At 66.4% G+C, this 26,991-nt stretch carries 28 protein-coding genes; 10 read left to right on the top strand and 18 right to left on the bottom strand.

Annotated features, from left to right (window positions below; translation table 11 throughout):
* Positions 1-5: 5 nt before the first annotated feature.
* The 4 genes from hemF to ACQR1X_RS01545 form a co-directional block, all read right to left on the bottom strand.
* Complete coding sequence (hemF, locus tag ACQR1X_RS01530; protein ID WP_434898203.1) at positions 6-893, bottom strand: oxygen-dependent coproporphyrinogen oxidase; 888 nt, start codon at positions 891-893, stop codon at positions 6-8.
* 105 nt (positions 894-998) lie between these two features.
* On the bottom strand, positions 999-1,367 hold the full coding sequence (locus tag ACQR1X_RS01535) for a 6-pyruvoyl trahydropterin synthase family protein (RefSeq protein WP_315802876.1): 369 nt from the start codon (positions 1,365-1,367) through the stop codon (positions 999-1,001).
* A gap of 16 nt (positions 1,368-1,383) precedes the next feature.
* On the bottom strand, positions 1,384-2,016 hold the full coding sequence (gene queE, locus ACQR1X_RS01540; RefSeq protein ID WP_315802781.1) for a 7-carboxy-7-deazaguanine synthase: 633 nt from the start codon (positions 2,014-2,016) through the stop codon (positions 1,384-1,386).
* Complete coding sequence (locus ACQR1X_RS01545; protein WP_316178147.1) at positions 2,013-2,495, bottom strand: tRNA (cytidine(34)-2'-O)-methyltransferase; 483 nt, start codon at positions 2,493-2,495, stop codon at positions 2,013-2,015. The genes queE and ACQR1X_RS01545 overlap by 4 nt, the downstream gene beginning before the upstream one ends.
* Positions 2,496-2,775: 280 nt before the next feature.
* Between ACQR1X_RS01545 and petA the strand changes: the two genes are divergently transcribed.
* From petA to ACQR1X_RS01565, 4 genes are all read left to right on the top strand, one after another.
* Positions 2,776-3,306 carry a ubiquinol-cytochrome c reductase iron-sulfur subunit gene (gene petA, locus ACQR1X_RS01550; RefSeq protein WP_315802877.1) on the top strand — a complete coding sequence of 177 codons (531 nt, stop codon included), beginning with the start codon at positions 2,776-2,778 and terminating at the stop codon, positions 3,304-3,306.
* A gap of 60 nt (positions 3,307-3,366) precedes the next feature.
* On the top strand, positions 3,367-5,433 hold the full coding sequence (locus tag ACQR1X_RS01555) for a cytochrome c1 (RefSeq protein WP_434898204.1): 2,067 nt from the start codon (positions 3,367-3,369) through the stop codon (positions 5,431-5,433).
* Between the two features lie 114 nt (positions 5,434-5,547).
* Positions 5,548-5,880, top strand: a complete 333-nt coding sequence (locus ACQR1X_RS01560; RefSeq protein ID WP_434840525.1) for a YnfA family protein — start codon at positions 5,548-5,550, stop codon at positions 5,878-5,880.
* Positions 5,881-6,026: 146 nt separating this feature from the next.
* The gene (locus ACQR1X_RS01565) at positions 6,027-6,701 is read left to right on the top strand and encodes a dienelactone hydrolase family protein (protein ID WP_315802785.1); all 675 of its coding nucleotides are present in this window, start codon (positions 6,027-6,029) and stop codon (positions 6,699-6,701) included.
* Between the two features lie 45 nt (positions 6,702-6,746).
* Here the strand turns inward: ACQR1X_RS01565 and ACQR1X_RS01570 are convergent, their stop codons facing one another.
* A complete protein-coding gene (locus ACQR1X_RS01570; protein WP_434898205.1) occupies positions 6,747-6,950 on the bottom strand; it encodes a hypothetical protein in 204 nt (67 codons plus the stop codon).
* 399 nt (positions 6,951-7,349) lie between these two features.
* Between ACQR1X_RS01570 and ACQR1X_RS01575 the strand changes: the two genes are divergently transcribed.
* Positions 7,350-8,402: a hypothetical protein gene (locus ACQR1X_RS01575; RefSeq protein ID WP_434898206.1), complete on the top strand. Its 1,053-nt coding sequence runs from the start codon at positions 7,350-7,352 to the stop codon at positions 8,400-8,402.
* A 61-nt stretch (positions 8,403-8,463) separates the two neighbouring features.
* On the opposite strand, the gene ACQR1X_RS01580 is transcribed toward ACQR1X_RS01575, so the two are convergent.
* Entirely contained in the window at positions 8,464-8,880 is a 417-nt protein-coding gene (locus ACQR1X_RS01580; RefSeq protein ID WP_316238228.1) for a 4-oxalocrotonate tautomerase, read from the bottom strand.
* A gap of 132 nt (positions 8,881-9,012) precedes the next feature.
* Here ACQR1X_RS01580 and ACQR1X_RS01585 point away from each other — a divergent pair, with 132 nt between their 5' ends.
* The 3 genes from ACQR1X_RS01585 (at position 9,013) to ACQR1X_RS01595 (ending at position 12,930) form a co-directional block, all read left to right on the top strand.
* The gene (locus ACQR1X_RS01585) at positions 9,013-9,585 is read left to right on the top strand and encodes a TetR/AcrR family transcriptional regulator (protein WP_434898207.1); all 573 of its coding nucleotides are present in this window, start codon (positions 9,013-9,015) and stop codon (positions 9,583-9,585) included.
* 508 nt (positions 9,586-10,093) lie between these two features.
* On the top strand, positions 10,094-12,256 hold the full coding sequence (locus tag ACQR1X_RS01590) for an anthranilate synthase component I (RefSeq protein WP_434898208.1): 2,163 nt from the start codon (positions 10,094-10,096) through the stop codon (positions 12,254-12,256).
* Between the two features lie 134 nt (positions 12,257-12,390).
* Entirely contained in the window at positions 12,391-12,930 is a 540-nt protein-coding gene (locus ACQR1X_RS01595; protein WP_315802791.1) for an adenine phosphoribosyltransferase, read from the top strand.
* A gap of 16 nt (positions 12,931-12,946) precedes the next feature.
* On the opposite strand, the gene ACQR1X_RS01600 is transcribed toward ACQR1X_RS01595, so the two are convergent.
* The 11 genes from ACQR1X_RS01600 to ACQR1X_RS01650 form a co-directional block, all read right to left on the bottom strand.
* Positions 12,947-13,615 carry a hypothetical protein gene (locus tag ACQR1X_RS01600; RefSeq protein ID WP_315802792.1) on the bottom strand — a complete coding sequence of 223 codons (669 nt, stop codon included), beginning with the start codon at positions 13,613-13,615 and terminating at the stop codon, positions 12,947-12,949.
* Positions 13,616-13,671: 56 nt separating this feature from the next.
* On the bottom strand, positions 13,672-14,433 hold the full coding sequence (locus ACQR1X_RS01605) for a hypothetical protein (protein WP_009025709.1): 762 nt from the start codon (positions 14,431-14,433) through the stop codon (positions 13,672-13,674).
* A 264-nt stretch (positions 14,434-14,697) separates the two neighbouring features.
* Complete coding sequence (locus ACQR1X_RS01610) at positions 14,698-15,897, bottom strand: M48 family metallopeptidase (RefSeq protein WP_434874007.1); 1,200 nt, start codon at positions 15,895-15,897, stop codon at positions 14,698-14,700.
* Positions 15,898-15,930: 33 nt separating this feature from the next.
* Positions 15,931-16,488 (bottom strand): LemA family protein, encoded by a 558-nt coding sequence (locus ACQR1X_RS01615; protein WP_315802794.1) that lies wholly within the window; start codon positions 16,486-16,488, stop codon positions 15,931-15,933.
* Positions 16,489-16,677: 189 nt separating this feature from the next.
* A complete protein-coding gene (locus ACQR1X_RS01620) occupies positions 16,678-17,109 on the bottom strand; it encodes a COG4315 family predicted lipoprotein (protein WP_434898209.1) in 432 nt (143 codons plus the stop codon).
* Between the two features lie 145 nt (positions 17,110-17,254).
* Positions 17,255-18,244: a small ribosomal subunit Rsm22 family protein gene (locus ACQR1X_RS01625; RefSeq protein ID WP_434898210.1), complete on the bottom strand. Its 990-nt coding sequence runs from the start codon at positions 18,242-18,244 to the stop codon at positions 17,255-17,257.
* Positions 18,245-18,306: 62 nt separating this feature from the next.
* Positions 18,307-21,771 carry a chromosome segregation protein SMC gene (smc, locus tag ACQR1X_RS01630; RefSeq protein ID WP_434898211.1) on the bottom strand — a complete coding sequence of 1,155 codons (3,465 nt, stop codon included), beginning with the start codon at positions 21,769-21,771 and terminating at the stop codon, positions 18,307-18,309.
* A 243-nt stretch (positions 21,772-22,014) separates the two neighbouring features.
* Entirely contained in the window at positions 22,015-22,671 is a 657-nt protein-coding gene (locus tag ACQR1X_RS01635) for a DsbA family protein (protein WP_434898212.1), read from the bottom strand.
* A 118-nt stretch (positions 22,672-22,789) separates the two neighbouring features.
* A complete protein-coding gene (locus ACQR1X_RS01640; protein WP_315802799.1) occupies positions 22,790-23,269 on the bottom strand; it encodes a DUF721 domain-containing protein in 480 nt (159 codons plus the stop codon).
* 26 nt (positions 23,270-23,295) lie between these two features.
* A complete protein-coding gene (locus ACQR1X_RS01645; protein WP_315802800.1) occupies positions 23,296-23,616 on the bottom strand; it encodes a HigA family addiction module antitoxin in 321 nt (106 codons plus the stop codon).
* Positions 23,588-23,872: a type II toxin-antitoxin system RelE/ParE family toxin gene (locus ACQR1X_RS01650; protein ID WP_434898213.1), complete on the bottom strand. Its 285-nt coding sequence runs from the start codon at positions 23,870-23,872 to the stop codon at positions 23,588-23,590. Before ACQR1X_RS01650 ends, ACQR1X_RS01645 begins: the two co-directional genes overlap by 29 nt.
* Positions 23,873-23,993: 121 nt before the next feature.
* Between ACQR1X_RS01650 and mutY the strand changes: the two genes are divergently transcribed.
* Positions 23,994-25,088 (top strand): A/G-specific adenine glycosylase, encoded by a 1,095-nt coding sequence (gene mutY, locus ACQR1X_RS01655; RefSeq protein ID WP_410051434.1) that lies wholly within the window; start codon positions 23,994-23,996, stop codon positions 25,086-25,088.
* A gap of 238 nt (positions 25,089-25,326) precedes the next feature.
* On the opposite strand, the gene ACQR1X_RS01660 is transcribed toward mutY, so the two are convergent.
* Positions 25,327-26,070 (bottom strand): helix-turn-helix domain-containing protein, encoded by a 744-nt coding sequence (locus ACQR1X_RS01660; protein WP_434845359.1) that lies wholly within the window; start codon positions 26,068-26,070, stop codon positions 25,327-25,329.
* A gap of 469 nt (positions 26,071-26,539) precedes the next feature.
* Between ACQR1X_RS01660 and ACQR1X_RS01665 the strand changes: the two genes are divergently transcribed.
* Complete coding sequence (locus tag ACQR1X_RS01665; protein WP_434898214.1) at positions 26,540-26,977, top strand: HIT family protein; 438 nt, start codon at positions 26,540-26,542, stop codon at positions 26,975-26,977.
* Positions 26,978-26,991: the final 14 nt, after the last annotated feature.

The following is a 26,991-nucleotide window of genomic DNA, read 5'->3' on the forward strand; positions in this document are numbered from 1 at the left end:
GGGTTTCAGGGCCATTTCACTTCAGGCGGCATCGACGACAGAATGGACTCCACATTGCCACCGGTTTTCAGCCCAAATGTGGTGCCGCGGTCATAAAGCAGGTTGAATTCCACATAGCGGCCGCGCCGGATCAGCTGCTCCTCGCGGTCCGCCTCGGTCCAGGGGGCGGCAAAATTGCGCCGGACCAGCTCGGGATAGATGGCGAGAAAGGCGCGGCCGACGTCCTGGGTGAAGGCCAGGTCGGCCTCCCAGTCGCCGGAATCGTGATGGTCGTAGAAGATGCCGCCGATGCCGCGCGGCTCCTTGCGGTGGGGCAGGTAGAAGTACTCGTCGCACCAGCGCTTGTACTTGTCATAGGAGGCGACAGCCGCGTGTGCGTGGCAGGCACCTTTCATCGCGGCGTGGAAGGCGACCGTGTCAGAGTCCTCCTGGGTGCGGCGGCGGTCCAGCACCGGCGTCAGATCGGCGCCGCCGCCGAACCAGGCTTTTGTCGTGACGACGAAGCGCGTGTTCATGTGCACCGCCGGCACGTGCGGCGACCACAGATGCGCGATCAGCGAGATGCCGGAGGCCCAGAACCGCGGGTCTTCCGAGGCGCCGGGAATCTGGCTGCGGAATTCCGGGGCGAACTCGCCATGCACGGTCGAGCAGTGCACGCCGACCTTCTCGAACAGCCGGCCGTGCATCATGCTCATGACGCCGCCGCCGCCATGCCCGCCGCCATGGTCGGTGCGCTCCCACGGCGTGCGCACGAACCGGCTCGGTGCGCGCGGATAGAGCGCAGCCGGCGCCTCGTCCTCGAGCCGCTCGAACGCCGCGCAGATCTGGTCGCGCAGGCTCTCGAACCAGGCGCGGGCGCGGGCCTTGCGATCCTCGATGGCGGCGATGGTCATGGACGCTCCCCCCTGGCACATTGGCGGTCACCCCGCCGTCAAGAGTCCATGACAGCCGGAGGTGACAGTGCTGTTGTCGCTACGGTTCGGTCCTACCACAATCGATCAGGCCTGCGGACCGAAATAGGTGCAGGTCTCGCGGCAGCTGTCGCGGTGGACGCTGACCTTGGTGACATGGCCGATGGAGCGGACGCGCTCATAGATGAAGCGCGACAGGTTCTCCAGCGTCGGCAGCCCGATCGCCTCGATCTTGTTCAGGAACTTGTGGTCGAGCATGGTCTGGATCTCGCCCAGGCGCTGCGTCAGCACGCCGAAATCCACCACCATGCCGGTCTCGGGATTGGTCGCATCGCCCCGCACCGTCACCTCGGCGCGGAAGGAGTGGCCGTGGATCTCCTGGCTGGCTTCGCCGAGCGTCGTGATCGGCAGCGTATGCGCGGCCTCGAAGGTGAACGACTTGGTCAATTCCCACATCGTGTCAGTCACAATCCTATCTGATGCCGATCATCTTGTGCGTCTGCAGGCTGAGCCGCCATTGCGGATGATGCTGGCAGTAATCGATGGCGCGCGCCGTGTTCGCGGCCGCCTCGGGCCCGTCCATCGGCTGCAGCGAGAAGCGCTCGAAGGCGAGGCCGTCGAACCGCTCCGGCTCGGCTCCCTGCTGCGGATAGACCAGCTTCAGCTCGTGGCCCTGCCGCAGGTTCAGCTCGGCGCCGGCCTTCGGGCTGACGCAGATCCAGTCGATCCCGTCAGGCGGAATGAGCGTACCGTTGGTTTCGACCCCGACCGCGAAGCCGCGGGCGTGGAGCGCTTCGATCAGGTCGGCATCGACCTGCAGCAGCGGCTCCCCGCCGGTGAGGATCGTATAGCGGTCGGCCGCCCCGCCTGTCCATTGCCCGGCGATGGCCGCGGCCAGGTCGGCGGCATTGGCGTAACGGCCGCCTAGCGTGCCGTCGGTGCCGACGAAATCGGTGTCACAGAACCGGCACGTCGCGGTTGCGCGGTCGGCCTCGCGGCCGCTCCACAGGTTGCAGCCGGCGAAGCGGCAGAACACGGCGGCACGGCCCGCCTGGGCGCCTTCGCCCTGCAGGGTCATGAAGATTTCCTTCACCGCGTAGCTCACGCTCCGGCTCCTTGTGACTGCAATTGGACGAATTGTCCGGTCTGGCGCAGCGCCTCGCCGGTGGCGATCGCCGCCGCCATCGCCACGTTCAGCGAGCGCAGTCCGGGCTTGAGCGGAATCCGCAACCGCGCATCGGCCGCTGCCGCCACGCCGTCCGGCACGCCGGCGCTCTCGCGCCCGAGCAGCAGGATGTCGTCCGGCCGGTAGCTGACGTCGAGATAGCAGGTCGCGGCCCTGGTCGTCAGCAGCAGCAGGCGATGGCCCGCTCCGGACCGCCAGGCCTCGAACGCGCTCCAGGAATCGTGCCGCCGCCAATTCAGCTGGTCCAGATAGTCCATGCCGGCGCGGCGGAACTGGCGGTCGGACACCGGAAAGCCCGCCGGCTCGATGATGTGGGCCGCGAGCCCGAGGCAGGCGCAGAGGCGCAGAATCGTTCCGGTGTTCTGCGGAATGTCGGGCTGATAGAGCGCGATCTGCATGCGAATTGGTCTTAAGACTGAGGCTGAAAGTCCGCTTCGGAAGCGGGAATTGGTGCATGGCGTGCTGCAGGGCCGATAGCGGGCTTGCGCTCGTATCGCAAGGGTGCCAATAGAACGATTCTGGACGGCTTGTTCCCCAGGGGCGGTGGAGCGAGCCGTTTTCTGCCGCCGCGGGGGACGCGGGCGCCGGCAGGATCTCCCGGTCACGTGATCTCCCAGGTCGAGATCGTCAGACGTCGAGCGGGGCGGTTCCACCGGCTGCAACGAAGAAAGGGTTGGAATCGTGACAGCGTCTACTGCGGATCATCCGACACGCCGGGATTTTCTTTTCGTCGCCACGGGCGCTACCGCGGCAGTCGGCGGTGTGCTCGCCCTGTGGCCCTTCATCTCCCAGATGAACCCCGATGCCTCGACCATCGCGGCCGGTGCGCCGATCGAGGTCGATCTCGCGCCCGTCGCCGAAGGACAGGACATCAAGGTGTTCTGGCGCGGCAAGCCGATCTACATCTCCCACCGCACCAAGAAGCAGGTCGAGGAAGTGCGCGCGGTGCCGGTGTCGAGCCTGCCGGATCCGGCGACCGACCAGTCCCGCACCAAGGACGGCCACGAGCAGTGGCTGGTCGTGATCGGCATCTGCACCCATCTCGGCTGCATCCCGATCGCGCATGAAGGCAATTACGACGGCTTCTTCTGCCCGTGCCACGGCTCGCAGTACGACGCTTCCGGCCGCGTGCGCCAGGGACCGGCGCCGCTCAACCTTCCCGTCCCGCCCTATCAGTTCGTTTCCGACACCAAGATCCAGATCGGCTGAGCAGACGTTTGTCTTGAGCTCACGCTCGATCGTGCAAGATAATTTCTTCAGGAACGCATCATGAGTGGACCTTCTGACTACCAGCCGAGCCACCCCGCCTTGAAGTGGCTCGAGCAACGACTTCCGATCATCGGCCTGGTCCACTCGTCCTTCGTTGCCTATCCGACGCCGCGGAACCTGAACTACTGGTGGACGTTCGGCGCCATCCTTTCGATCATGCTGGGCGTGCAGATCGTCACCGGCGTCATCCTGGCGATGCACTACACGCCGCACGCCGACATGGCCTTCAAGTCGGTCGAGCTGATCGTGCGCGACGTGAACTACGGCTGGCTGCTGCGCAACATGCATGCCTCCGGCGCGTCGATGTTTTTCCTTGCCGTCTACATCCACATGTTCCGCGGCCTGTATTACGGGTCATACAAGGCGCCGCGCGAGGTGCTCTGGATCCTCGGCGTCATCATTTATCTCCTGATGATGGCGACGGGCTTCATGGGCTACGTGCTGCCGTGGGGCCAGATGAGCTTCTGGGGCGCCACCGTCATCACCAATTTGTTCTCGGCGGTGCCCTATTTCGGCGAGAGCATCGTGACCCTGCTGTGGGGCGGCTACTCCGTCGGCAATCCCACCCTGAACCGCTTCTTCGCGCTCCACTACCTGCTGCCGTTCCTGATCGCCGGCGTGGTCGTGCTGCACGTCTGGGCGCTGCACGTGGTTGGCCAGAACAATCCGGCCGGCGTCGAGCCGAAGACCGAGAAGGACATGGTGCCGTTCACGCCCTATGCCACGATCAAGGACTTCTTCGGCGTCGCCTGCTTCCTGATCTTCTATTCCTGGTTCATCTTCTACATGCCGAACTATCTCGGCGACGCCGACAACTACATCCCGGCCAACCCGGCGGTGACCCCGGCGCACATCGTGCCCGAATGGTACTACCTGCCGTTCTACGCCATCCTGCGCTCGGTGCCGAACAAGCTCGCCGGCGTGATCTCGATGTTCGCGGCGATCATCGTGCTGGTGTTCCTGCCCTGGCTCGACTCGGCCAAGACCCGCTCGAACAAGTACCGTCCGCTCGGCAAGCAGTTCTTCTGGATCTTTGTCGTCGTCTGCGTCGGCCTCGGCTATCTCGGCGCGCAGCCGCCGGAGGGCGTCTACGTCGTGCTCGGCCGTATCCTGACCGTGCTGTACTTCGCCTACTTCCTGATCGTGCTGCCGCTGCTCGCCCGCATCGAGCGCCCGCGGCCGCTGCCGAACTCGATCGCCGACGACGTGCTGGCGAAGTCCGGCCGCAAGGTGGTGGCCTCGGCCGCGATTGCGCTGGTCGCCGCGGTGTCGCTGCTCGCTGGCAGCATGGGCGATGCCCGTGCCAGCGAAGGCCAGGAGAACCCGCCGTCGGTGAAGTGGTCGTTTGCAGGTCCGTTCGGCACCTTCGATCGCGGCGCCGTGCAGCGCGGCCTGAAGATCTACAAGGAAGTCTGCTCGAACTGCCATTCGCTGAACTATGTGGCGTTCCGCAATCTGGCCGAGCCTGGCGGCCCGGGCTACTCGCCAGCCCAGGCGGCCGCGTTCGCCGCCGAGTACAAGATCAAGGACGGTCCGAACGACGCCGGCGACATGTTCGAGCGCCCGGGCCGTCCCGCCGACTACTTCCCGGCGCCGTTCCCGAACGAGCAGGCGGCCCGTGCGGCCAATGGCGGTGCGGCGCCGCCGGACCTGTCGCTGATCGCCAAGGCGCGCTCCTACAAGCGCGGCTTCCCCTGGTTCCTGATCGACTTCTTCACCCAGTTCCAGGAGCAGGGCCCGAACTACGTCAACGCACTGCTGCAGGGCTATGAAGAGACCCCGCCGCACGGCGTGACCATCCCGGACGGCTCGTACTACAACAAGTACTTCCCCGGCCACGCGATCAAGATGCCGCCGCCGCTGTCCGACGGCCAGGTGACGTTCGACGACGGCTCGCCGGCCACCGTGAAGCAGTATGCCCACGACGTCGCGACCTTCCTGATGTGGACCGCCGAGCCGCACATGGAAGCACGCAAGCGCCTCGGCTATCAGGTGTTCATCTTCCTGATCATCTTCGCCGGGCTGATGTACTTCACCAAGAAGCGGGTCTGGGCTGCCGCGCATTGAGTGGAGCGCGAGCCATCGCCGCATGCGATTGAAAAAGCCCCCTCTGGGGGCTTTTTTCTTTTGGCCGCTCTGGCCGTCGTAGCGTTGACGAGGCGCGGCAGAGGAGGGGACGCAATGACGTCATTGTTGGCCTTCGCAGGCGCCGCCGTGCTCGAGATCGGCGGCTGCTTTGCGTTCTGGGCTTGGCTGCGGCTCGGCCATTCGCCGCTATGGCTGTTGCCGGGGATGGTCGCGCTTGCCGGCTTCGCCTATCTGCTGACCCTCGCCGACAGCCCGCTCGCCGGCCGCGCCTACGCCGCCTATGGCGGCATCTACATCACGTCGGCGCTGCTGTGGGGCTGGCTGGTCGAAGATCATCGCCCCGATCTGTGGGACGCCGCCGGCGCCCTGATCTGCCTCGCCGGCATGGCCGTGATCCTGTTCGCGCCACGGTCGCTGCCTGTGTAGCGCGGCGACCCGTGGCCGAGCGTGGCGACATCCGGCTACGAAGGCGGTCACGTTGAAGCGAACCCGATCCCCTCCCGTCGCGCCGGACGCGCATTTGCGGTAAACCGCATTCCCAACGTCCCAAACAGAAATTGCGGAGGACCATCATGGGCACACTCATCAGCTTCAAGCGCCCCGACGGCCAGGAGGCCAAGGGCTATCTCGCCAAGGCGGCGCAGGGCAATGCGCCGGGCGTCGTCGTCATCCAGGAATGGTGGGGCCTGCAGGATCAGATCAAGGGCATGTGCGACCGGTTCGCGCTGGCCGGCTTCAACGCGCTGGCGCCGGATCTCTACAAGGGCACGGTGGTGCCGTATCACGACACGGATGCGGCAGGCCGCGAGATGAACTCGCTCGATTTCATGGACGCGACCACGCAGACGGTGCGCGGCGCCGCGCAATATCTCGCCCGTAACGGCGCCAAGGTCGGCCTCACCGGCTTCTGTCTCGGCGGCGCGGTGACGATCATCGGCGCCACCCGGATCGCTGAGCTGACCGCGGGCGTCGTGTTCTACGGCATTCCGCCGGAGCAGGCAGCCAAGCCCGCCGACGTCAAGATTCCGCTGCAGGCCCATTTCGCCAACAAGGACGATTGGTGCACGCCGGCGCTGGTGGACGGCTTCGAGGCGGCGATGAAGGCCGCCGGCAAGTCGCTCGAGCTCTACCGCTACGACGCCGAGCATGCCTTCGTGAACGAGCAGCGCATGACCGTGCACGACCGCGCGGCCGCCGAGCTCGCCTGGGGCCGCGCCACGGCGTTCTTCCACAAGCATCTCGGCTGAGCTGAGGGCAGGGGCGCACCGGTCCGAAGCGGTGCCGCGCGGACTTTACACCGCGCGGACGGCCTTGATCTCGGCCGACGTCTGTTCGGCCTCGTCGCGGGACGAGGCGTCCTCGGTCGGCTCCAAGGGACGGGCGGGATCGATGCTGGTCGCCGCGTCGGCGGAGCGCCGTCGACGCTTCGTCCTCTTCGCCTGCGCTTCCAGGAAGCAATCGAGCAGCGTCTGCTGCTTCGGAAGCGCATGCGACACAGAAGGCTGTTTGCCGCGAGCCATGTTAACCAAGGTAATTCAATATGGTTAACCAATCATTGCCATACTATGGCAGATAGACAACAGGTGTTGCCCTCACGCACGGTCAAGTTATGTAACTTTTTGCGGTTGTGACAACCGCCGATCGACAGGAGAGGCCTCATGCACGCGCGCAACATGAGGTTGTGACGGGCCGCACAGCCGCCGGCTGCAGCCTTCCGCCGCCTGGCGCTGCGAGGTTTCCGCGAATCACCGTTGTTTCGCCGGGATATGAGCGTTGATCATGTTCGAAACGCGCCGCTTCGTTCGATGTTCGAATTCGCCGCGTCTCGTCGCCGGTTGCGTCGCAGAAACAATCTGAGGTAGCATTCCCCGATCCCTCTGCTGATGGAGAAAGCCGTGCGTGTGGCCTTTGCGCTGGCCGGGCTGGGCGGCTTGAACGCCCATGGCGCCGGCTTCCTCGATACGGCCCGCGCCTGGGGCGTGACGCCGGATCTCGTCACCGCGACATCCGGCCAGATCCTGGTGCTGTCGGCGTGGCTTCAGGGTCTCGATCTGCGCAACGAGCTGATGTCCTCCGACCGCCACCGGGATCCGGCGTCGCAGTTGCGCACGGTGATGTTCGGCTATCCCGGGGTGTTCCGTCCCGCCTATGCCGAGGCGCTGGCGCGCCTCGTCTCCTGGCCGGATTGGCGCGACGGCCCGTTCAACGCCCTCGCCGACCGGCTGTGGCCGGCGCAGCAATATGTCCCGGTGCGCAGCGAGGCCGACTTCGCGCACGCGGCGGAGACGCTCAACGCCACGCCGATCGGCGTCGTGTTCAACACCTATGATCCCGAGACCGGCACCGGCTATCTCTACGGCAACGAGGCGGCGCGGGCGCTGCTGCCGTCGGAGAAGTCGGTTCCCAATGCTCATGCCGTCAAGGCGCGGCAATCGGCGGCGAAGCGCGACCTGCGCTACGCCTCCGAGGTGATGGCCGAGCGCGCCATCCGCCCGATCACGCCGGAGGCGGTCAAGGCCGCGCTATGGTTGTCGCTCTACGGCTTCACCAAGCTGCCGCAGGGACAGATGGACGGCGCCTATCACCGTGGCAGCATCATCTCCGAGCTACACGGTTTCGACCGCGTCTTCGCCGTCCGCCCGCTCGCCCAGGGGTGGCAGGGCCAGGCGCCGGCCAACTGGTTCGAGGTGCAGGACTGGACCACCGAGATGTGGTTCTCGGTCGGCTACAAAGCCGAGGTCGATGCGCTCAAGCGCATCAACGACCTGATCGCGAGCGGCGCCATCACCGATCCCAAATACAAGACCGTGGAGCTGGTCGAGATCCAGCCGGAGACGCCGGCCGGCTATTTCAACTACTTCGTCGAGCGCGGCGAGGTGTATGAGAACGCGGTGGTGGCGACGGAGATGAAGTTCGCGGAGCTCGGGCTGGTGAAGCCGGGGACGTGAGCGGTCGGCATTCGGTCAGGGCCGCCGCCGCGCGATGCGGCAGCGGCCGCGATGGCCGTGGTCAGCCTGCGGTGATGGCTCCCACAAGCGCTTCGTTGGTCATCGGCCTGCCGTGCAGATTCCAGGTGCCGTCGACGGCATGGACGCCGTTGGACCAGATCCGGTCCCTCGCCAGCGCCCCGCCGGAGAGGTCATGCAGAATGTCGGTGGCTTCGCCGAAGAACGCCGTCTGGATGTCGTGGCTGGCGAGCGCAAAGGACGGCGTCTTGGTCTCGATCCAGGCTCCGTCGACAGGCGTGCCACCGGCGAAGGTCTGGCCCTTCGGCAGGATGTTCAGATGGGCCGTGACGTTCGCCGTCATGATCCTGTTTCCCGCGAGACCATGATGTCTCAGGAACGCTTCCGTGATCCGCGCGACGGCGATCGGCGCCTTGTCGGCAGCGATGACGCCTTCGGTGAGTGTGAGACTGATCGGCATGAGTCCTCCTGTGCCCGCGCTATGGCGGTTGTCCGGGGAATGGCGGCCATTATATAACGACCGTGATGTATTAATAGAATAACGATCGTTATGAGTCAATCATGAAATAACGATCGCTATGAGAGGCGCCAGATGCGGTATCAGGCCGAACATAAGCTGGAAGCAAAGGCAAAACTGTTGGAGGCCGCAGGCCGCGGATTTCGCCGGCTCGGCTATGGCGGGATCGGCGTCGATGGTCTGGCCAAGGAGGCCGGGGTCACCTCCGGCGCATTCTACGGTCATTTCAAGTCGAAGGACGCCGCGTTCGAATCCGCCGCCTTGGCCGGACTCGAGGAACTCAGAGCCGGCATTGCAGCCCTTCAGGCGGAGCAGGGCGCCTGCTGGGCCGAGACGTTCGTCGCCTTCTATCTCGGTGAGCGCCTCACTTGCGCGCTGGATGCGAGCTGCGGCCTGCAGAGCCTGACCCCGGACGTCACGCGCGCCAGCGCGGCCATCAAGGCCAGCTACGGCGCGGCGCTCGAACGGGTCGCCCGGCAGATCGCGAAAGGGTTGCAGGGAAAGACCGACGAGGCGCGGCTGCAAAAGGCCTGGGCATTGATGGCGCTTCTCTCGGGCGGCGTGACCATGGCGCGCAGCGTCGCCTCACCCGAAGCCCGCGACGCCATCGCCGCCCATCTCAAGCAAGCCGCGCGCGGGCTGCTATAGGGCAATTGCCGCGCGAGTACTCAGCTTCGCAAGTTGTGAGTTGCCGCTCGCCCAACAGCGGTGAGCCCCGCTCCCTGCAAGGGGCACTCCAGGGCAGGGCTGTCGCATTGGAGATGCGGAGCTATCCCAGCGAACTATCCTGCCGACTAGTTGCTCCGTCATGCCCGGGCTTGTCCCGGGCATCCACATCGTTCTCAGCATGCCGGACGACGTGGATGGCCGGGACAAGCCCGGCCATGACGAGGTGGAGAAAGACGCGCACACGTAAGCGCCACCCCCACCTGTGTCCCCGCCGCCCCTTGACCCCGCCCGCCGCCCGTGGTCAGTTCCGCCGCATGAGCACCCTTGTCCGCCCAGCCCGTCTCTGGTGGCGCACCTTGTAAGAGGTGGCCGGTGCGATTTGTTTGACATTCGATCGCAGAGGGGCCGCCACGCAGCGGCGGCTTCCGGTTGGTCCTGTGTGGCGTTTCCTCGGCAAATTCCGTAAGAGGACGCCCAAGAGGACCCCATGAACAGGACCGTTTTCGCCCTTCCGGCCCGCAGCGACTACCGCACCTCCAGCGGGCTCGCGATCACGCGCGCCGTCGAGCAGTTTTCCGGCAATGCCAGCCGGCTCGACGACCTGATCGACCTGCTCGACCGCCGCCGCGGCGTGGTGCTGTCCTCGGGCACGACCGTGCCCGGCCGCTACGAGAGTTTTGACCTCGGCTTCGCCGACCCACCGCTGGTGCTGGAAACCAAGGGCGCCGACTTCACCCTGCAGGCGCTCAACCGCCGCGGCGAGGTGCTGATCGCGTTCCTGAAGGACACGTTGCGCGAGCCCTGCGTGGTCATTACTGCGGCTTCGCCGGCGCGGCTGGCCGGACACATCGTCCGCGGGCCTGCCCCGGTCGAGGAGGACCAACGCACCCGCCGCGCCAGCGTGATGTCGCTGGTGCGGGCGATGATCGCCGCGCTGTCCGCCAATGACGATCCGCTGCTCGGCCTGTTCGGCGCCTTCGCCTACGACCTCGTCTTCCAGATCGAGGACCTCGTGCAGAAGCGGCCGCGCGAAAAGGACCAGCGCGACATCGTGCTCTACGTGCCCGATCGCCTCCTGGCCTATGACCGCGCCACCGGCCGCGGCGTCGTGCTGTCTTATGATTTCTCCTGGAACGGCCAGTCGACATCAGGCCTGCCGCGCGACACCGACGCCAGCGTCTATCTGAAGGAGCCGCGCCAGGGCTTTGCCGACCACGCGCCGGGCGAGTACCAGGCCACGGTCGAGAAGGCCCGCGCCGCCTTTGCCCGCGGCGACCTGTTCGAGGCGGTGCCCGGCCAGTTGTTTGCCGAGCCGTGCGAGCGCTCGCCGGCGGAAGTGTTCCAGCGGCTCTGCCGGATCAACCCGTCGCCCTATGGCGCGCTGATGAATCTCGGCGACGGCGAGTTCCTGGTGTCGGCGTCGCCCGAGATGTTCGTCCGCTCCGACGGCCGCCGCGTCGAGACCTGCCCGATCTCCGGCACCATCGCGCGCGGCCGCGACGCCATCGGCGATGCCGAGCAGATCCGTCAGCTCCTGAACTCGGAGAAGGACGAGTTCGAGCTCAACATGTGCACCGACGTCGACCGCAACGACAAGGCGCGCATCTGCGTGCCCGGCACCATCAAGGTGCTGGCGCGCCGCCAGATCGAGACCTACTCGAAGCTGTTCCACACCGTCGACCACGTCGAGGGCATGCTGCGGCCGGGCTTCGACGCGCTCGACGCGTTCCTGACCCACGCCTGGGCCGTCACCGTGACCGGCGCGCCAAAGCTGTGGGCGATGCAGTTCGTCGAGGACAATGAGCGCTCGCCGCGGCGCTGGTACGCCGGCGCGATCGGCGCCGTGAATTTCGACGGCTCGATCAACACCGGCCTCACCATCCGCACCATCCGCATGAAGGACGGGCTCGCCGAGGTGCGCGTTGGCGCCACCTGTTTGTTCGATTCGGACCCCGCGGCCGAGGATCGCGAGTGCCAGGTCAAGGCGGCGGCGCTGTTCCAGGCGCTGCGCGGCGATCCGCCGAAGCCGCTGTCGTCGACGGCGCCGGACGCGACAGGCTCCGGCAAGAACGTGCTGCTGATCGATCATGACGACTCGTTCGTGCACATGCTGGCCGACTATTTCCGCCAGGTCGGCGCCAACGTCACGGTGGTGCGTTATGTCCATGCACTGAAGATGCTGGCCGAGCGCAGCTGGGATCTGATCGTGCTGTCGCCGGGGCCGGGCCGTCCCGAGGACTTCAAGATCTCGACCACCATCGATGCCGCGCTTCGAAAGAAGCTGCCGATCTTCGGCGTCTGTCTCGGCGTGCAGGCGATGGGTGAGTATTTCGGTGGCCGTCTCGGCCAGCTCGCCCAGCCCGCGCATGGAAGGCCCTCGCGGGTCCAGGTGCGCGGCGGCCGCCTGATGCAGGGGCTGCCGAATGAGATCGTGATCGGCCGCTATCACTCGCTGTTCGTCGAGCGCGACAGCATGCCCGAGGTGCTGACGGTGACGGCGGCAACCGAGGACGGCGTGGCGATGGCGATCGAGCACAAGACGCTGCCGGTCGGCGGCGTGCAGTTCCATCCGGAATCGCTGATGTCGCTCGGCGATGCCGTCGGTTTGCGGATCGTGGAGAATGCATTCCGGCTGAAGCAGCCGGCGTAACAGGTGGTCGCCGTCATCGCGAGGAGCGTAGCGACGAAGCGATCCAGAGTTGTTTTCGCGGCCCTGGATTGCTTCGCTTCGCTCGCAATGACGAATTCCTCGCGGTCACGGCAAAACAAGGTAGCGAGAGCACGATGACGTTCGATCTGGACATCAAGAACACGGTCCGCACCATTCCGGACTATCCGAAGCCCGGCATCCTGTTCCGGGACATCACGACGCTGTTGGCGGACGCGCGCGCGTTCCGCCGCGCGGTGGACGAGCTGGTGCATCCCTGGGCCGGATCGAAGATCGACAAGGTCGCCGGCATCGAGGCCCGCGGCTTCATCCTCGGCGGCGCGGTCGCGCATCAGCTCTCGGCCGGGTTCGTGCCGATCCGCAAGAAGGGCAAGCTGCCGCACAAGACGGTCAGCATGTCCTACGCGCTGGAATACGGCACCGACGAGATGGAGATGCATGTCGACGCGGTGCAGCCCGGCGAGCGCGTGATCCTGGTCGACGACCTCATCGCCACCGGCGGCACGGCCGAGGGCGCGGTGAAGCTGCTGCGCCAGATCGGCGCGACCGTGGTGGCGGCCTGCTTCATCATCGACCTGCCGGATCTCGGCGGCGCCGCCAAGCTGCGCGCGCTCGACGTGCCCGTGCGCACGCTGATCTCGTTCGAAGGGCACTGAAACGCGCGCGGCGGCGTCAGGACCGCTGCATCAGGAGCTCGTTCTCGATCTCGCGCAGCGCATAATAGTTGCGCCGGATCCATTGATAGAGCTCGGTGGAGGGGTCCTTCTCCTGGCGCAGATAGCCGGTGAAGGAGAACGAGAAGCGCTCGATGTAGGTTCGGAGGAAGGCGGGCAGGGCGGCAATGCGCAGATGCTTGCTGCGGCTGTAGAGGTCGGGGAGCTCCTCGCGCAGCACGTGGTCGTTCTCGACCACGATCAGCTGTGCCTTCGGGATCTGCCGCCGCAGGGCGTCATAGGCGCGCATCGAGACGCGGTCGCCCTCGGCGCAGTACAGCACGATCGGGACCACGTTCCGCCGTGCGGCCTCCTTCAAAAAGCCGATCTGTTCGGACATTTTGAAGAACTCGTCGAACGAGTAGTAGCCGAGGTCGATCACCTTGGGGATACCGTCGTTGAGGATCACCCGGTCCATCAATTGGATTTTGCCGTAGGTGTCCTCGATCGTCGCGGTTTCCGTGATCTGCGGCAGGAAGTCGAGCAGCGACGGCTCGCGCAGGGTGACGTCGAAGGCGAGCACTTGGCCGTTCTTGAGCAGCAGGAACTCGCTCAGGACCCGCGCAAGCAGCGTCTTCCCGGATTGCGGCCGGGGCGAGCAGACGATGTAGACGGGCGTCGCGGGCATCCGACCTATATCAGGTCAAATGCGGTTGCGATAAAGTCCCATCAGTCACGGGAATGCTATTTTTCCCCGGCCGGCCGCGGCGCCGCCGCCTTGGTCGAGCCGACGATGTCGGTCAGCTTGATCCGGTCGTACTCGCTCCAGACATTGGCGAGCCAATGCCGGACATAGCCGCGCAGCACGAAGGAGTAGTTGGCGGCCTCGTCGCGCGGCCCCTTGTTGGCGACGAATTTGAGGAACGGCACCGACGCCACCTCGACCTGCTCGAACGCCATCTCGTTGAGCTTCGGGATGGTGAGCTCGGTCGCGTCCTTGATGCGGTGGAAGTAGGAATTGTAGGTCGACTGGTCCCACTCGAAGAAGCTGGTGTTGTTGATGAAGTTCTTCACCAGGAAATATTTCGCCCCGATCATGTAGCTCGCGGTCTCGGCGATCTCGTCGAGCGAGGCGATCGACGAGCCCAGGATGTGGAACACCGCGAAGGTGATCTGGCCGGAGCGGGCGGCGTCGAGGAAGCCGATGTCGCGCAAGGCGGCCAGTGTCGGCGACATCAGGCCGGCGCGGACGTCGATCACGGTCACTGACGGCGCCACCGCGCTCAGCGTGTCGAAGATCTTCATCTGGTCCGGCGTCGAATTCATGTCGACGATCTCGGTGATCTCCGGGTGGAAGCGCTTCAGGGTGCCGCGCGGATGCTCGGTGTCGAACGCCCGGGTGGGGACGTTGTTGGCGCTGAAATAATCGAGCAACGTCCGCGACACCGTGGTCTTGCCGACCCCGCCCTTGTCCGCGCCCACCACAACCACTGCCGGTTTCGCCATGGAAAGTCCTTCAGCCCTGAGGCCGGCCAGGGGGCCGGCGCATTGCATTCTGCTTTGGGCGCGAACATGGCAGAAACGCTGGAGAATTCAAATTCATTGCAGCACGGGATCGGGGAAATTTGCGCGTTCGCCGTCACAGGCCGGAGCAATCGGAGGCATTCCGGTCCAAACGTTCGAGCCAGCGAGGAAACACTTGCAAGAGATTGGCAGGACGATTGCCCGCCGCACGGGATTGGCGTCCGAATCCCGCTGCGAGGGCGACGTCTAGTGCCGTCCCCAGGGACCGGTCGCGGGGGTGGTCCAAGGTCCCTCGGGAGCGGCCTGTCCCTGGCCGGCCGGCGTGGCCGGGCCATCGGCCTGGCCCCAGGGACCGCCGGACGGCAGCGGTGGCGGCGCATCGCCGTCTGTCGTTTCGGTGCCGGTGTCGTCCGGCTGTGCCTCGTCCGTGGGCAGTGCCAGCGGGCCCGGATCGTGGCCGCCGGCGAACTTGATCAGCGCCTGGACCCGGGCATCGACGGGAGGGTGGGTGGCGAACAGGTCGGCAAAGCCCTCGCGCGGATTGTCGACGCACAACTCCATGACGGCGGAGGTGGCGCCGGGCAGCTCGCCGCGCCCTTCGATCTTGCGCAGAGCGCTGATCATGGCGTCCGGATTCTTGGTCAACTCGACCGACCCGGCATCGGCTAGGTATTCGCGGGTGCGCGACAGCGCCAGCTTGACCACCTGGGACAACAGCCAGGCCACCACGATCAGCACGACCGCGATGATCACGACGATGATGGCCCCTCCGCCGGAGCCCTTGCGGTCGGAGTCGGATGAGGAGGAGGACGACGACGAGCGGCCCCAGCCGCCGCCCCAGCTCATATTGGTGAACAGGCGGAAGAACAATTCGCCGAAGAAGCCGACGACGCCGGCGATGATGACGGCCACGACCATCAGCTGCACGTCGCCGTTGCGGATATGGGTGAGTTCGTGACCCAGCACCGCCTCGATCTCCTTGTCATCGAGCGCAGCGAGCAGGCCGGTCGTGACGGTGACGGCGTATTGCCGCTGATTGAGGCCGGTGGCGAAGGCATTCAGCGCCGGGCTGTCCATGATCTTCAGCTTCGGCATGGTGATGCCGCGCGAGATGCAGAGATTTTCGAGCAGATTGTACAGCCGCGGCTGCTCCTGACGGGTGACCGCGGTGCCGCCGGTCACGGCGTCGATCATCGTCTGGTGGAAGAAATAGGCGATCACGATCCAGGCCGCCGCGCCGATCGTGGCCCACGGCAGCGCCTTGATCAGGTCGCTTGTGGCAGCGTTCATGTAATAGGCGACGCTGCCATTGCCGTTGATCATGACCTCCGCGATCAGCGCGCCGGCGAACACCAGCACATAGATCAGCAGGAACAGGCCGCCGAGCAGCAGCACCGAACGGGTCTTGTTCGATGCGATGTGGGTGTAGAGACCGTAGGCGGCCATGGCGTCGGACCCTTCAGCGCGGAAGGCGCGGGATCAGAACTTGACGCTCGGCGCGGCCTCGACGTCGGCCCGGCTGGCGCCGAGATCGAAGAACTCCTTGCGGGTGAAGCCGAAGGTGCCGGCGAACAGTGCGGCGGGCATCTGCTGGATGCCGGTGTTGTATTCCTGCACAGCGTTGTTGAAGAAGCGGCGGCTGGCGGCGATCTTGTTCTCGATGTCGGACAGCTCGCTGGCGAGCTGCTGGAAGTTGGCATTGGCCTTCAGATCCGGATAGGCCTCGGACAGCGCGATCAGCCGGCCGAGCGCACCGGAGAGCTGGCCTTCGGCCGCCGAGACCTGGGCCGGTCCCTGCGCCGACATGGCCGCATTGCGGGCCTTGATCACCTCATCCAGCGTACCGCGCTCATGCGCGGCATAGCCCTTCACGGTCTCGACCAGGTTCGGAATCAGATCGTGGCGCTGCTTGAGCTGGACGTCGATGTCGGCAAAGGCCTGGCCGACCCGCTGGCTGAGGGCGACCAGCCGGTTGTAGGCGCCAAGGGCGAACAGCACGAGAATGACGATGATGCCGAGGACGATCCAGCCGGACATGACGGGCTCCGAGGGAGGGGGCGGGAGAACGAGGCGGCCGACACGCGACGGCGCCGCCGGTCCGCAGGTGGACCGGCGTGCATTGGTCGCATCAGGGGGGATGCCCGTTCAAGTCGCTTTGGCCTGACCGGTCCGTTCGATGGGCGCCCAGGTGGCCGAATTGGCGCCGGAGGCAACGACGCGCAGGGCTCAATAGGGACGGGCGATCCGCCATTGCTGCGTGGGGTCGTTGCCCTTGATATCGCCGGGGGCGCTGTCGAGCTGCGAGGTGTAGAGCGGGCGGTAGCGATAAGCCCACATCTTCTTGCCGTCGCTGCGGGTGATGACGGTGAAATCGCCGGTCGCGACCGCGTTGTCGGGCGCCGCCAGCGGGGGGCGCTTCTGGGCACAGTCGCCGTCGCAGGTCGATTTGGTCCCGGTCGTGTCGCGCTCGGTATAGTACAACGTCATGCCTTTCGGGTCCGTCAGAACCGGCCCGTTCTTGCCGATGATCGCCCTGGCCGGCGGGCCTTCCTGCTTGGGAGCCGGCGGCGGCGCCGAGGACTCGCCGCCATGGCCGCCCGCGAAGGCGGTTCCTGCCGAAGCCAGCAGCATCGCAGCGATCGTCATCGTCCTGAACATCGAAATGCATTCCCTTGTGAGCAGCGCATGTCAGCGCCCGTTGCAGCTCACCGTAGCAAACGCGGATTTCTCGCCGGTTTCGCGAAATCGCGAAAATGAGAGACAAACTCGACCTGTCGTTAACCATCGGCGGCCGGGCAGGTATTCAGTGGCGCGGCGGCGGCTCGACGCCGTCGCCCCAGTCCCAGCGCCGGGCCGCGGCGAAGGCGGGCTTGTCACGGCGCGGGATGCTGACGACGCGGGCAGCGCCATCCGCCTGGCACAGCTTCGCGGCTGTCGCGACCTTGGTGACCGACGGCGGCGCGAGCACGCGTGCGGCGGGCTGATGCGTTGCTGGCTTGCGCGTGAGGGCAATGAAGCTGAACTTCTCGTCCTCGAACGGGACGTCGGCGCCCTTCAGCTCGCGATGCGCCCGGGACCGCGCCAGCCGCTGCGCGAAATGGCACCAGTCCGGTGCGACCAGCGGGCAGGGCGCTGCGTGCGGGCAGGGCGCTACGACATGAGCGCCGGCTGCGATCAGGCGGTCACGCGCTGCGAGGATGCGCTGATAGCCGGCGGGCGTGCCGGGCTCGACGATAAGCAGCGTATCACCGGTCGTCGCCCACAGCGCGTCCACGATCGCAGGGCGATCGGCGTCCGTCAGTTCGCCGATCATGTAGCTGGCGATGACGAGATCGGCACTTCCGGCACGATCGAGCAGCGCTCGCGCCGGTCCCAGCGCATAGGAGAGGTCGCGGAGGCGCATCGTGTCGTCAGCGAGCGTCAGCGCCAGCCCGCGCAACGCTGCATTGGAATCGACGGCGTTGAACGAGGTCAGCGGCGGAAACGCTTCCGCCGCAGCAAAGCTCGCGGTCGCCGGCCCGGCACCGACGTCCAGCAGCGAGGCCGGTGCGAAGTCCGGGCAGGCCTGCATCACGGCGTTCAGGCTGGCTGCGACGGCCGCATAGGTCGCCGGCATCCGCACGGTGGCATAGGCGATGGCGTCGGCGTCGCTCGTGATCGTTCCGGAATTGCCGCCGCTGCGATAGGCGGCCGAGATGCGGGCCGCTCGGGCGGCTGCATCCTGCCGCGACTGCCCGTGCAGCCTGGCTTCGAGAGCGGCCTTGAGCGCGGCGGGCAGATCGGGAGAGATCATCCTCCTCTCCATGCGTCATCCCGGGCGCCGCGCGAGCGGCGGTCCGGAATGAGGAAGCACGATCACGCCACCTGCTGGTCGAGGATCTTCACGGCCTCGTCGAGCGCGACCGAGACGAGCTGCGACACGCCGCGCTCGGCCATGGTGACGCCGAACAGCCGGTTCATGCGTGCCATGGTGATCGGGTTGTGGGTGATGATGATGAAGCGGGTCTCGGTCGAGCCCTTCATCTCGTGCAGCAGGTTGCAGAAGCGTTCGACGTTGTGGTCGTCGAGCGGCGCGTCGACCTCGTCCAGCACGCAGATCGGCGAGGGGTTGGTCAGGAACACCGCGAAGATCAGCGCCATCGCCGTCAGCGCCTGCTCGCCGCCCGACAGCAGCGACAGCGTCTGCGGCTTCTTGCCCGGCGGCTTGGCGATGATCTCGAGGCCGGCCTCGAGCGGATCGTCGCTCTCGATCAAATGCAGCGCCGCCTCGCCGCCGCCGAACAGCTCGGTGAACAGGCGCTTGAAGTGGTCGTTGACGGTCTCGAACGAGGATTGCAGGCGCTCGCGCGCCTCCTTGTTCAGGCTCTGGATGCCCTGGCGCAGCCGCTTGATGGCTTCGACCAGGTCGTCGCGCTCGGTGGTCAGCGCGGTGTGCGAGCCCTCGACCTCGGTCAGCTCCTCCTCGGCGCGCAGGTTGACGGCGCCCAGCCGCTCACGGTCGCGGCGCAGCTTCTCCAGGGTCTCTTCGATCTCGTGCAGCGGCGGCAGTTGCGTGTCCGGGCCGATCTCGGCCATCGCCGCGACCGCCTGCGGTTCGCATTCGAGCATGTCGTGGATCTCGCGCTCGACGTCGCCGATGCGGCGCTTGGCGCTCTCCAGCCGCTCCTCGGCACGGGCCGCGGCCTCGCGCGACTTGGACAACGCTTCCAGCGACGCCTTGGCGGCCCGATCGGTGTCGCCCATCGCGGTCTCGGCCTCGGCCAGCGCGTCGGCCGCGACCTGGCGCTCCTCCTCGGCAATCGCAAGCTCGTCGATCAGCGCGCTGCGCTTCTCGGCAAAGATCTCCGGCGCGTTGTCGAGCTCGGCGCGCTCGTCCCGGACCTCGGCGATGCGCGCCTCGATGGTGGCGATCTGCGAGCCGGCGCCGCGGATGCGGTTGAACCAGTCGTTGCGCTCGCTGATGATCGCCTGCACGCGGCGATCGGCGAGCTCGGCCTCGCGGGCCAGCGCCTGGGCCTCGGCGCGCACCTGCGCGGCGGCGCGGCGCTTGGTCTCGATCTCGGCGCGCACGGCGGCCAGCCGGCCGTCGGCCTCGGTGGTCGCCGGCAGCTCCTCGATCGCCTCCAGCGCATTCTGGTGCAGCTCGGCGATCTCGGCGCGGTCGTGGGCGAGACGCGTGGACGCCTCGACCAGCGCCGATTTGCGCGCCGAATGGCGGTTGATTTCGCGCTCGGCGTTGGCGTGGCGCTCGCGCGCCGAGTTCACCTCGCGCTGCGCGGCGCGCCAGGCTTCGCGCGCGGCGCTCTCGGCGGCGGTCGCAGCCTTCACCTCGGCCTCGGCGCTCTCCAGCGCCTGGCGCTTGTTCGTGGCGTCGATGCGCGCCTGCTCCAGCTCGGCCTCGATGTCGATCAGGCGGGCGCGCTCGGCGAGCCGGCGGGCCGCGCCGGTCGGCGCGTGCGCGGCGGCAATGAAGCCGTCCCAGCGCCAGACGTCGCCTTCCGGCGACACGAGCCGCTGGCCGGTCCGCAGCTGCGACACCAGCTGCGCGCCGCGATCGCGCGACACCACGCCGATCTGGGCGAGACGACGCGACAGCTCCGGCGGCGCCTGCACATAGGCGGCGAGCGGTTCGACGCCGTCGGGCAATGCGGGGTCGGTGACCTCGGCGCCGGCGACGGTCCAGTGCATCGGCGCGGAGGCATCGACGGGCGCGTCGAGATCGTCGCCGAGCACGGCGCCGAGCGCCTTCTCATATCCCTTGGCGACGGTGACGCCGTCGATGATCGGCGGCCACAGATTCTTGGTCTCGCTGTTGACCATCTTGGAGATGGTGCGCGCCTCGGTCTCGAGCCGCTGCACGCGTTTCTCGGCTTCGGCGAGCGGGGCGCGCGAGGCTTCGAGCTTCTGCCGCGCATTGGCCTGCGCGGCCTCGTTGGTCTGCACAGCGGCCTCGGCCTGCGCCTCGGATTCCTCGGCCGCTTCGAGCGAAGCGGCGAGCGTGTCGAGATCGCCGAGATGGGCGGTCTCCTGCGCCAGACGCTCCTCGTCGGCGCGGACATTGGCGATGTCCTGGTCGAGCCTGGCGAGACGGTCGCGATGGCTGCGGACGTTGGCCTCGAGCTGGTTGCGGCGGGCGGTGAGATCGGCGAGCTGCGTCGTCAGCTCGGTGAACTGGCGCTCGGTCTCGGACAGAAGCGCCTCGGCCTCGGCGACGCGCTCGTCGACGCCGCTGCGCATCTCGACGCGCGCCTTGATCTCTTCCTTCAGCTCCGCATCTTCAGTTTCAAGACGTTGCAGCGCGACCTGCGCATCCTGGTTCTGCTGCTGCTCGCGCGCGACGTCGGCGGTGAGCTGCATCAGGCGGCGGTCGAGCTCGCCGACGCGCTCCTTGGCGCGCACCTCCTCGCGGTCGAGCAGATCGCGGGCGTTCTTCAGCCGCTGCATCGTCGCGGCGGCGCGGGCCTCGGCCTCGCGCAGCGCCGGCAGATGCGACGAGCGGATGGCCTGGATGCGGGCGGATTCTGCCTGCTCGCGGGTCCGCTCCGCCATCTCGCGCACGGCGACATCGTGCACATGCGCGGCGTCGTTGAGGTCGGCATGCGCGCCCATCCAGCGCAGATGATAGAGCGTCGCTTCGGCCTTGCGCACCTTGGCGGCGACCTCGCGATAGCGGATCGCCTGCCGCGCCTGCTTGCGCAGGCCTTCCATCTGGCCGGAGAGCTGGCCGATGACGTCCTCGACGCGCAGCAGATTGGTCTCGGCCGCCTTCAGCCGCAGCTCGGCCTCGTGGCGGCGCGCATGCAGGCCGGCGACGCCGGCGGCGTCTTCCAGCACGCGGCGGCGCTGCTCGGGCTTGGCCTGGATGATTTCGCCGATCTTGCCTTGGTGGACGAGGGCCGGGGAGCGAGCGCCGGTGGCGGCGTCGGCGAACAGGATCTGCACGTCGCGGGCGCGCACGTCGCGGCCGTTGATGCGATACACCGAGCCGGCCTCGCGCTCGATGCGGCGCGAGATCTCGAGAATGTCGCGGTCGTTCACGGCGGCGGGCGCGGTGCGATCGCTGTTGTCGATCGTCATCACCACTTCGGCGTGGTTGCGCGAGGGCCGCGTGTTCGAGCCGGAGAAGATCACGGCGTCCATGTCGGCCGCGCGCAGCGATTTGTGCGAGGTCTCGCCCATCGCCCAGCGCAGCGCCTCGACCAGATTCGACTTGCCGCAGCCGTTCGGACCGACGACGCCGGTGAGACCGGGTTCGATCACGAAGTCAGTCGGTTCGACGAACGTCTTGAAACCGTGAAGACGAAGACGCGTGAGTTTCATGCACAGATTCTCTGTTGGCGGGAGACGAATCTCCCAACCCCGACAATACCATGGAAGGCAATGTCAATGTGGACTGAGTCGCCTTTGCGCCCCATTCTAGGGGCCGGACAATGGCGATGGCCGCCCGCGAGGGCAACCCGGCGGCCCCGCTTTTCCAAGGCTTTCTCGCGGCGAACGGCCCACGAATCAGAAGCGGCCCCACGAAGGGGCCGCGCTGTGTCTTGTCGGACTCAGTCTCTCGAATCAGCTCTTCAGAAGCGGGTTGATCTTCTTCTGAAACTCCTCGATCGAAGCCTCGCCCTTGATCTTCTCGCCGTTGATGAAGAAGGTCGGCGTCGAATCGACCTTGAGAATGTCGCTCGCGTATTTCTGGTCGGCGGCGATCTTGTCGAGCAGCGCCTGGTCCTTGAGGCAGGCCTCGACCTGCTGCTGGCTGAGGCCGGCCTGCTTGCCGATCCGCGTCAGGGTCTCGGTGGTGTTCTTGACCACCCAGTCGTTCTGCGAACGGAACAGCATGTCGGTGACGGCAAAATACTTCTGTGCGTCGCCATTGGCGATGCAGCGCGTCAGCATCGAGCCCGCGGCGGCTTTGATGTCGAGCGGGAACTCGCGGAAGATGTAGCGGATCTTGCCGGTATCGATGTATTCGGCCTTCAGCTTCGGGAACACGGTGGCGTTGAACGCCGCGCAATGCGGGCAGGTCATGGAGGCGTATTCGGTGATGGTCACCGCGGCGTCTGCCGGCCCGATCGCCATGTCGGGCAAGGACTGGGGCTTGGCGACATCGGCGGCGCTCTGCGCCATCGCGTCCGAGATCAGCCGCAGCGGGGACAGGCCCGCCAGGGCGGCGAGGCCGGTCAGCGACAAGGCTGCGGTGAAGGCGCGGCGGGAAATGATCAAGGCTCTGCTCCGAAATGGGCGCATCTCGCGCCTGAAACACTCGTGACGTGCCTTTTCGCTAGCTTGAAACCCAGTTGGAGGCAATGCCGGCGCTCAAGCCGGGATCAAACGGCGAACGTCAATTTCGCTTGATGGCCGCGCCCAGCCGGGCCAGCGCGTCACGCAGCGCGTCGTCCTCGATCGCGGTCAGGGTCTGCGCGACTTTCGCCACCGTCTTCGGATCGGGCGGGGCCGGGCGGCGCTTCACCGGCGGCCGGGTCAACGGGCCCTGGCGCAGCGCCAGCTTGCCGACGGCATGCCAGCCGAAGAAGCGGTTGACCCGCTCCAGGATCACATCCGAGGAATGCTGGATCTCCAGCGCCATCGGCCCCTCGACGCGCAGGATCAAGGTGGCCGGCTCCTGCGGCTGGCCCTCGACCGGCCGCGGCCATTGCATCTTCAACGGCTGGGCATGCTCGGCGATGTCGCGGCCCGCGATCTCCGGCCAGCGTGTCACGAGTTCACGTGCGGCAAACCCCTGCTTGGCATAGGCGGCCGTCAGCACGTCGCCCATCATCAGCGAGAGAGGCTTTGCGGTGAGGCGGCCGGGCTTTGCCATGATCAATGCTCGCAACGGCGCGGGCGTCAGGCCGCACGCGGCCGGATGGCCTTCAGGTCCGGCGCAATCTCGCGGCGCCGCTGCATGAGATCATAATCCATCTGGAGACCGAGGAAAAAGCCCTCCGAGATCCGGAAATAACGGGCAAGGCGCAGGTCGGTGTCGGCAGTGATGTCGCGCTTGCCCAGCACGATTTCATTGATCCGCCGGGGCGGCACGTGAACGGCACGCGCCAGCGCGTTCTGGCTCAGCCCCATCGGCTTGAGGAACTCTTCCAGCAGGATTTCGCCGGGATGGGGATTGTGCAGCAGGTTGCTTCTAGCGGTGGTAGTCGACGATTTCGACATGCGCCGGTCCTCTATCATCCCAGACGAAGCAAATTCGCCATTGATCGTTGATCCTGATCGAATGCTGGCCGACGCGGTCAGCCTTCAAGGCTTCGAGACGGTTGCCCGGCGGCATGCGGAGATCGTCGAGAACCCGCGCCTGATTCAAAAGACGAAGTTTGCGAAGCGCGACATCCTGGATGTCGGACGGCAATCTCCGGCTCCGTCGGCCGCTCCATATCAGCTCCGTCTCGCGATCCGCGAAGCTCTGGATCATCCGGAACTTATAACGCGGGACGTTATAGAATGCGAGCGCATTCTATTTGGCTCTGCCACGAGTTGGGGACTTCCGGATCAGGGTTCTGGTCTCGTTGCTCGTTTCCTCGTATGGAGGAGGGGTGGCTCAACTCAAGGCTTCTCGCAAACATGATATCGCTGTCGGGGAAGCAGGGCGTCCCGCACAGCTTCTCGCCTGGTACGACCGCCATCGCCGGCGGCTGCCATGGCGTGCGCCAGCCGGACAGCGCTCCGATCCGTATCGGGTCTGGTTGTCGGAGATCATGCTGCAGCAGACCACGGTGAAGGCGGTCGGGCCGTATTTCGAGAAGTTTGTCGCCCGCTGGCCTGATGTCACTGCGCTCGGCAGCGCCGATCTCGACGACGTGCTGCGGATGTGGGCGGGGCTCGGCTATTATTCGCGGGCGCGCAACCTGCATGCCTGCGCCGTCACCGTGATGCGCGAGCATGACGGCGCCTTCCCGGACACGGAGGAGGGCTTGCGCGCGCTGCCCGGCATCGGTCCCTATACTGCCGCGGCCATCGCCGCGATCGCGTTCGATCGCCTGACCATGCCGGTCGACGGCAACATCGAGCGCGTCGTCTCGCGGCTATTCGCCGTGGAGGAGGCATTGCCGCAGGCCAAGCCGCAGATCCAGGCGCTAGCCGCCACCTTGCTCGGACCGTCCCGCGCCGGCGACAGCGCGCAGGCGCTGATGGACCTCGGCGCCACCATCTGCACGCCGAAGAAGCCGGCCTGCGCGCTGTGCCCGCTGAACGACGACTGCGCAGCGCGCGAGCGCGGTGACCAGGAGACGTTCCCGCGCAAAGGCGCCAAGAAGACCGGCGCGCTGCGGCGTGGCGCCGCCTTCGTCGTCGTCAGGGGCGATGAGCTGCTGGTGCGCTCGCGTCCCTCGAAGGGCCTGCTCGGCGGGATGACCGAGGTCCCCGGCTCGGAGTGGCGCGCCGGCCAGGACGACGCCGACGCGCTGGCGCAGGCGCCAGAGTTGGCCGGTGTGAAAGGCTGGCACCGCAAGCTCGGCGTCGTCACACATGTCTTCACGCATTTTCCGCTGGAGCTCGTGGTCTACGCGGCCCGCGTGCCGGCCCGCACGCGCGCGCCAGACGGCATGCGCTGGGTGCCGATCGCGACGCTCGACGGCGAGGCGCTGCCCAACGTGATGCGCAAGGTGGTGGCGCATGGGTTGGGTGATTGAGGATGCGTCTGTGACGGAGGCTGAAGAACCCGGCTAGCTGACGTAGAGTGGGCAAAGGTGCGCATCACCACAGCTCGCCACGGCCGCGCTGTTTCGCGCGCCGTGCCCATCGTTTGGCTCTGGGTGCGCGGTGACGCGGTGGGCACGCTGCCGCCCTGGCGGGCGGCTGCTTTGTTCACCCTACCTGATCTCGGCCGATCGCGACGCTCGTCCGCCGCGCCCATGGCGGCCCTCGTAGCTACCCGATCAATCGAATCTGGACCCTGGACGGAGCGTCCTTGAGCACGCTGGCCGCAGTCGCGCCAAAGGTTGCCTTGAAGGCGTGGCTGAAATGGCTGGAGCTCGCAAAGCCTGCATCGAGGGCCGCCGACGTGATGGAGTCGCCGCCTCCCACACGCTCCACAGCGTGCCGGAAACGAATCCAAATCCTGAACGTCCTCAATGGCACCCCAATCTCTTGGACGAACAGATGCTGCAGGCGGCTGGGGGAAAGGTCGACTCGCCGGGCCAGTTCCTGGATCGAGTGATTGCGGGCGATGTCAGCCCTTATGATAGACACGATATGTTCGACCCGCGCATCGACTCGTGGTGGACGCGGTTCGATCCCCAATGCCTGCTCAGCCGCGAAATCGAAATCGTCGAAGCGTAGTCTATGACCGGCCTGATGCAACGCGTAGAGATTCCGCACAGCGACGATAAGCGAGCTTTCGACGTCAGGGGCCAGTGAGCTTAGGCCACATCCCTGATGGGGCGAGAGGCGCCGATAGTAAGGATCGTCAGGATCGTTGTATATCACGGCGACCGGCGCCCCGCTTGGATCAAGGGTATGCGACAAGCCTGCGGGGACGATGGCCGTAAGGCAGGTCAGGCTTTCCCCGGCCATTGTGGTGCCGATCCGCAGAGGCCCCTGAAGCGCCACCAGGCAGACCGATATTGGATGCCGGTGCAGCGGCAGCGCACCTGGACGCCCGATGAACATCATTCGCTGAGGCCAGAGGCACAACAAAGCTCTCTCGTCGAAGTTGGTAGCCGATTCTGGCAAGCGACCATTCCTCCACACGTCTATGCTGCGAGAAGATCACGCCGACGCAATCCAGCGACCTGGGCGCGCAAGCTTTTGTCGTACGCGGCGTCCATAGCGGAAAGATCTGTTTGGGGAAATGATGTCCAACTCTCTCTTGATTGCGACTGTTGAGTTGTGGCGGCTTCTTGCCGTGGCCGGCATCTGGAAATGCCGCCTACACGGTACAGCCCGCTTGCAACACGCACCCGGTCAGCCTCGGCCAGACTAAGAGACGACGGTCCGTGTCACGCGCGCCGCGCCCGGCACGCGAGAGACCCCCTCAGCGATTGCGCCCCCGTGCCGCGGACCACACGTCCTCGGCCGATGGAGCGCCGCGCCGTCACACAAAACGCCCCACCGCAGCCTCTCCCATACTCCGGAGCACCAGATGATCCTCACCGCCCCCTACGACCCCAACAACATCTTTGGCCGAATCCTTCGCGGCGAAGTCCCCGCCGCCAAGGTCTGGGAGGATGATCACGTCCTCGCGTTCATGGACGCCTTTCCGCAGTCAGAGGGGCACATCCTGGTGATCTCGAAGACCTCGACCTCCCGCACCCTGCTGGACGTGGAGCCGGACGTGCTCGCTCGGATGGCCGTAGCCACCCGACGCACCGCCCGGGCCGTGGTCAAGGCGCTCGCACCCGAGGGTTTCCTGATCGTGCAGTTGAACGGGGCTGCCAGCGGTCAGACCGTCTTCCACCTGCATTTCCATATCATACCTCGCTGGGCTGACGTGCCGATGAAGGGCCACGGGGAGGCGCCGATGGGTAAACCAGAAACCCTGCTCGCCCTCGCCGACCGCATCGCCGCTGCGCTCGATTGACCGCAGCCCGGCAT

The organism is Bradyrhizobium sp. HKCCYLRH3073 (assembly GCF_051167995.1).
Classification (GTDB): Bacteria; Pseudomonadota; Alphaproteobacteria; order Rhizobiales; family Xanthobacteraceae; genus Bradyrhizobium.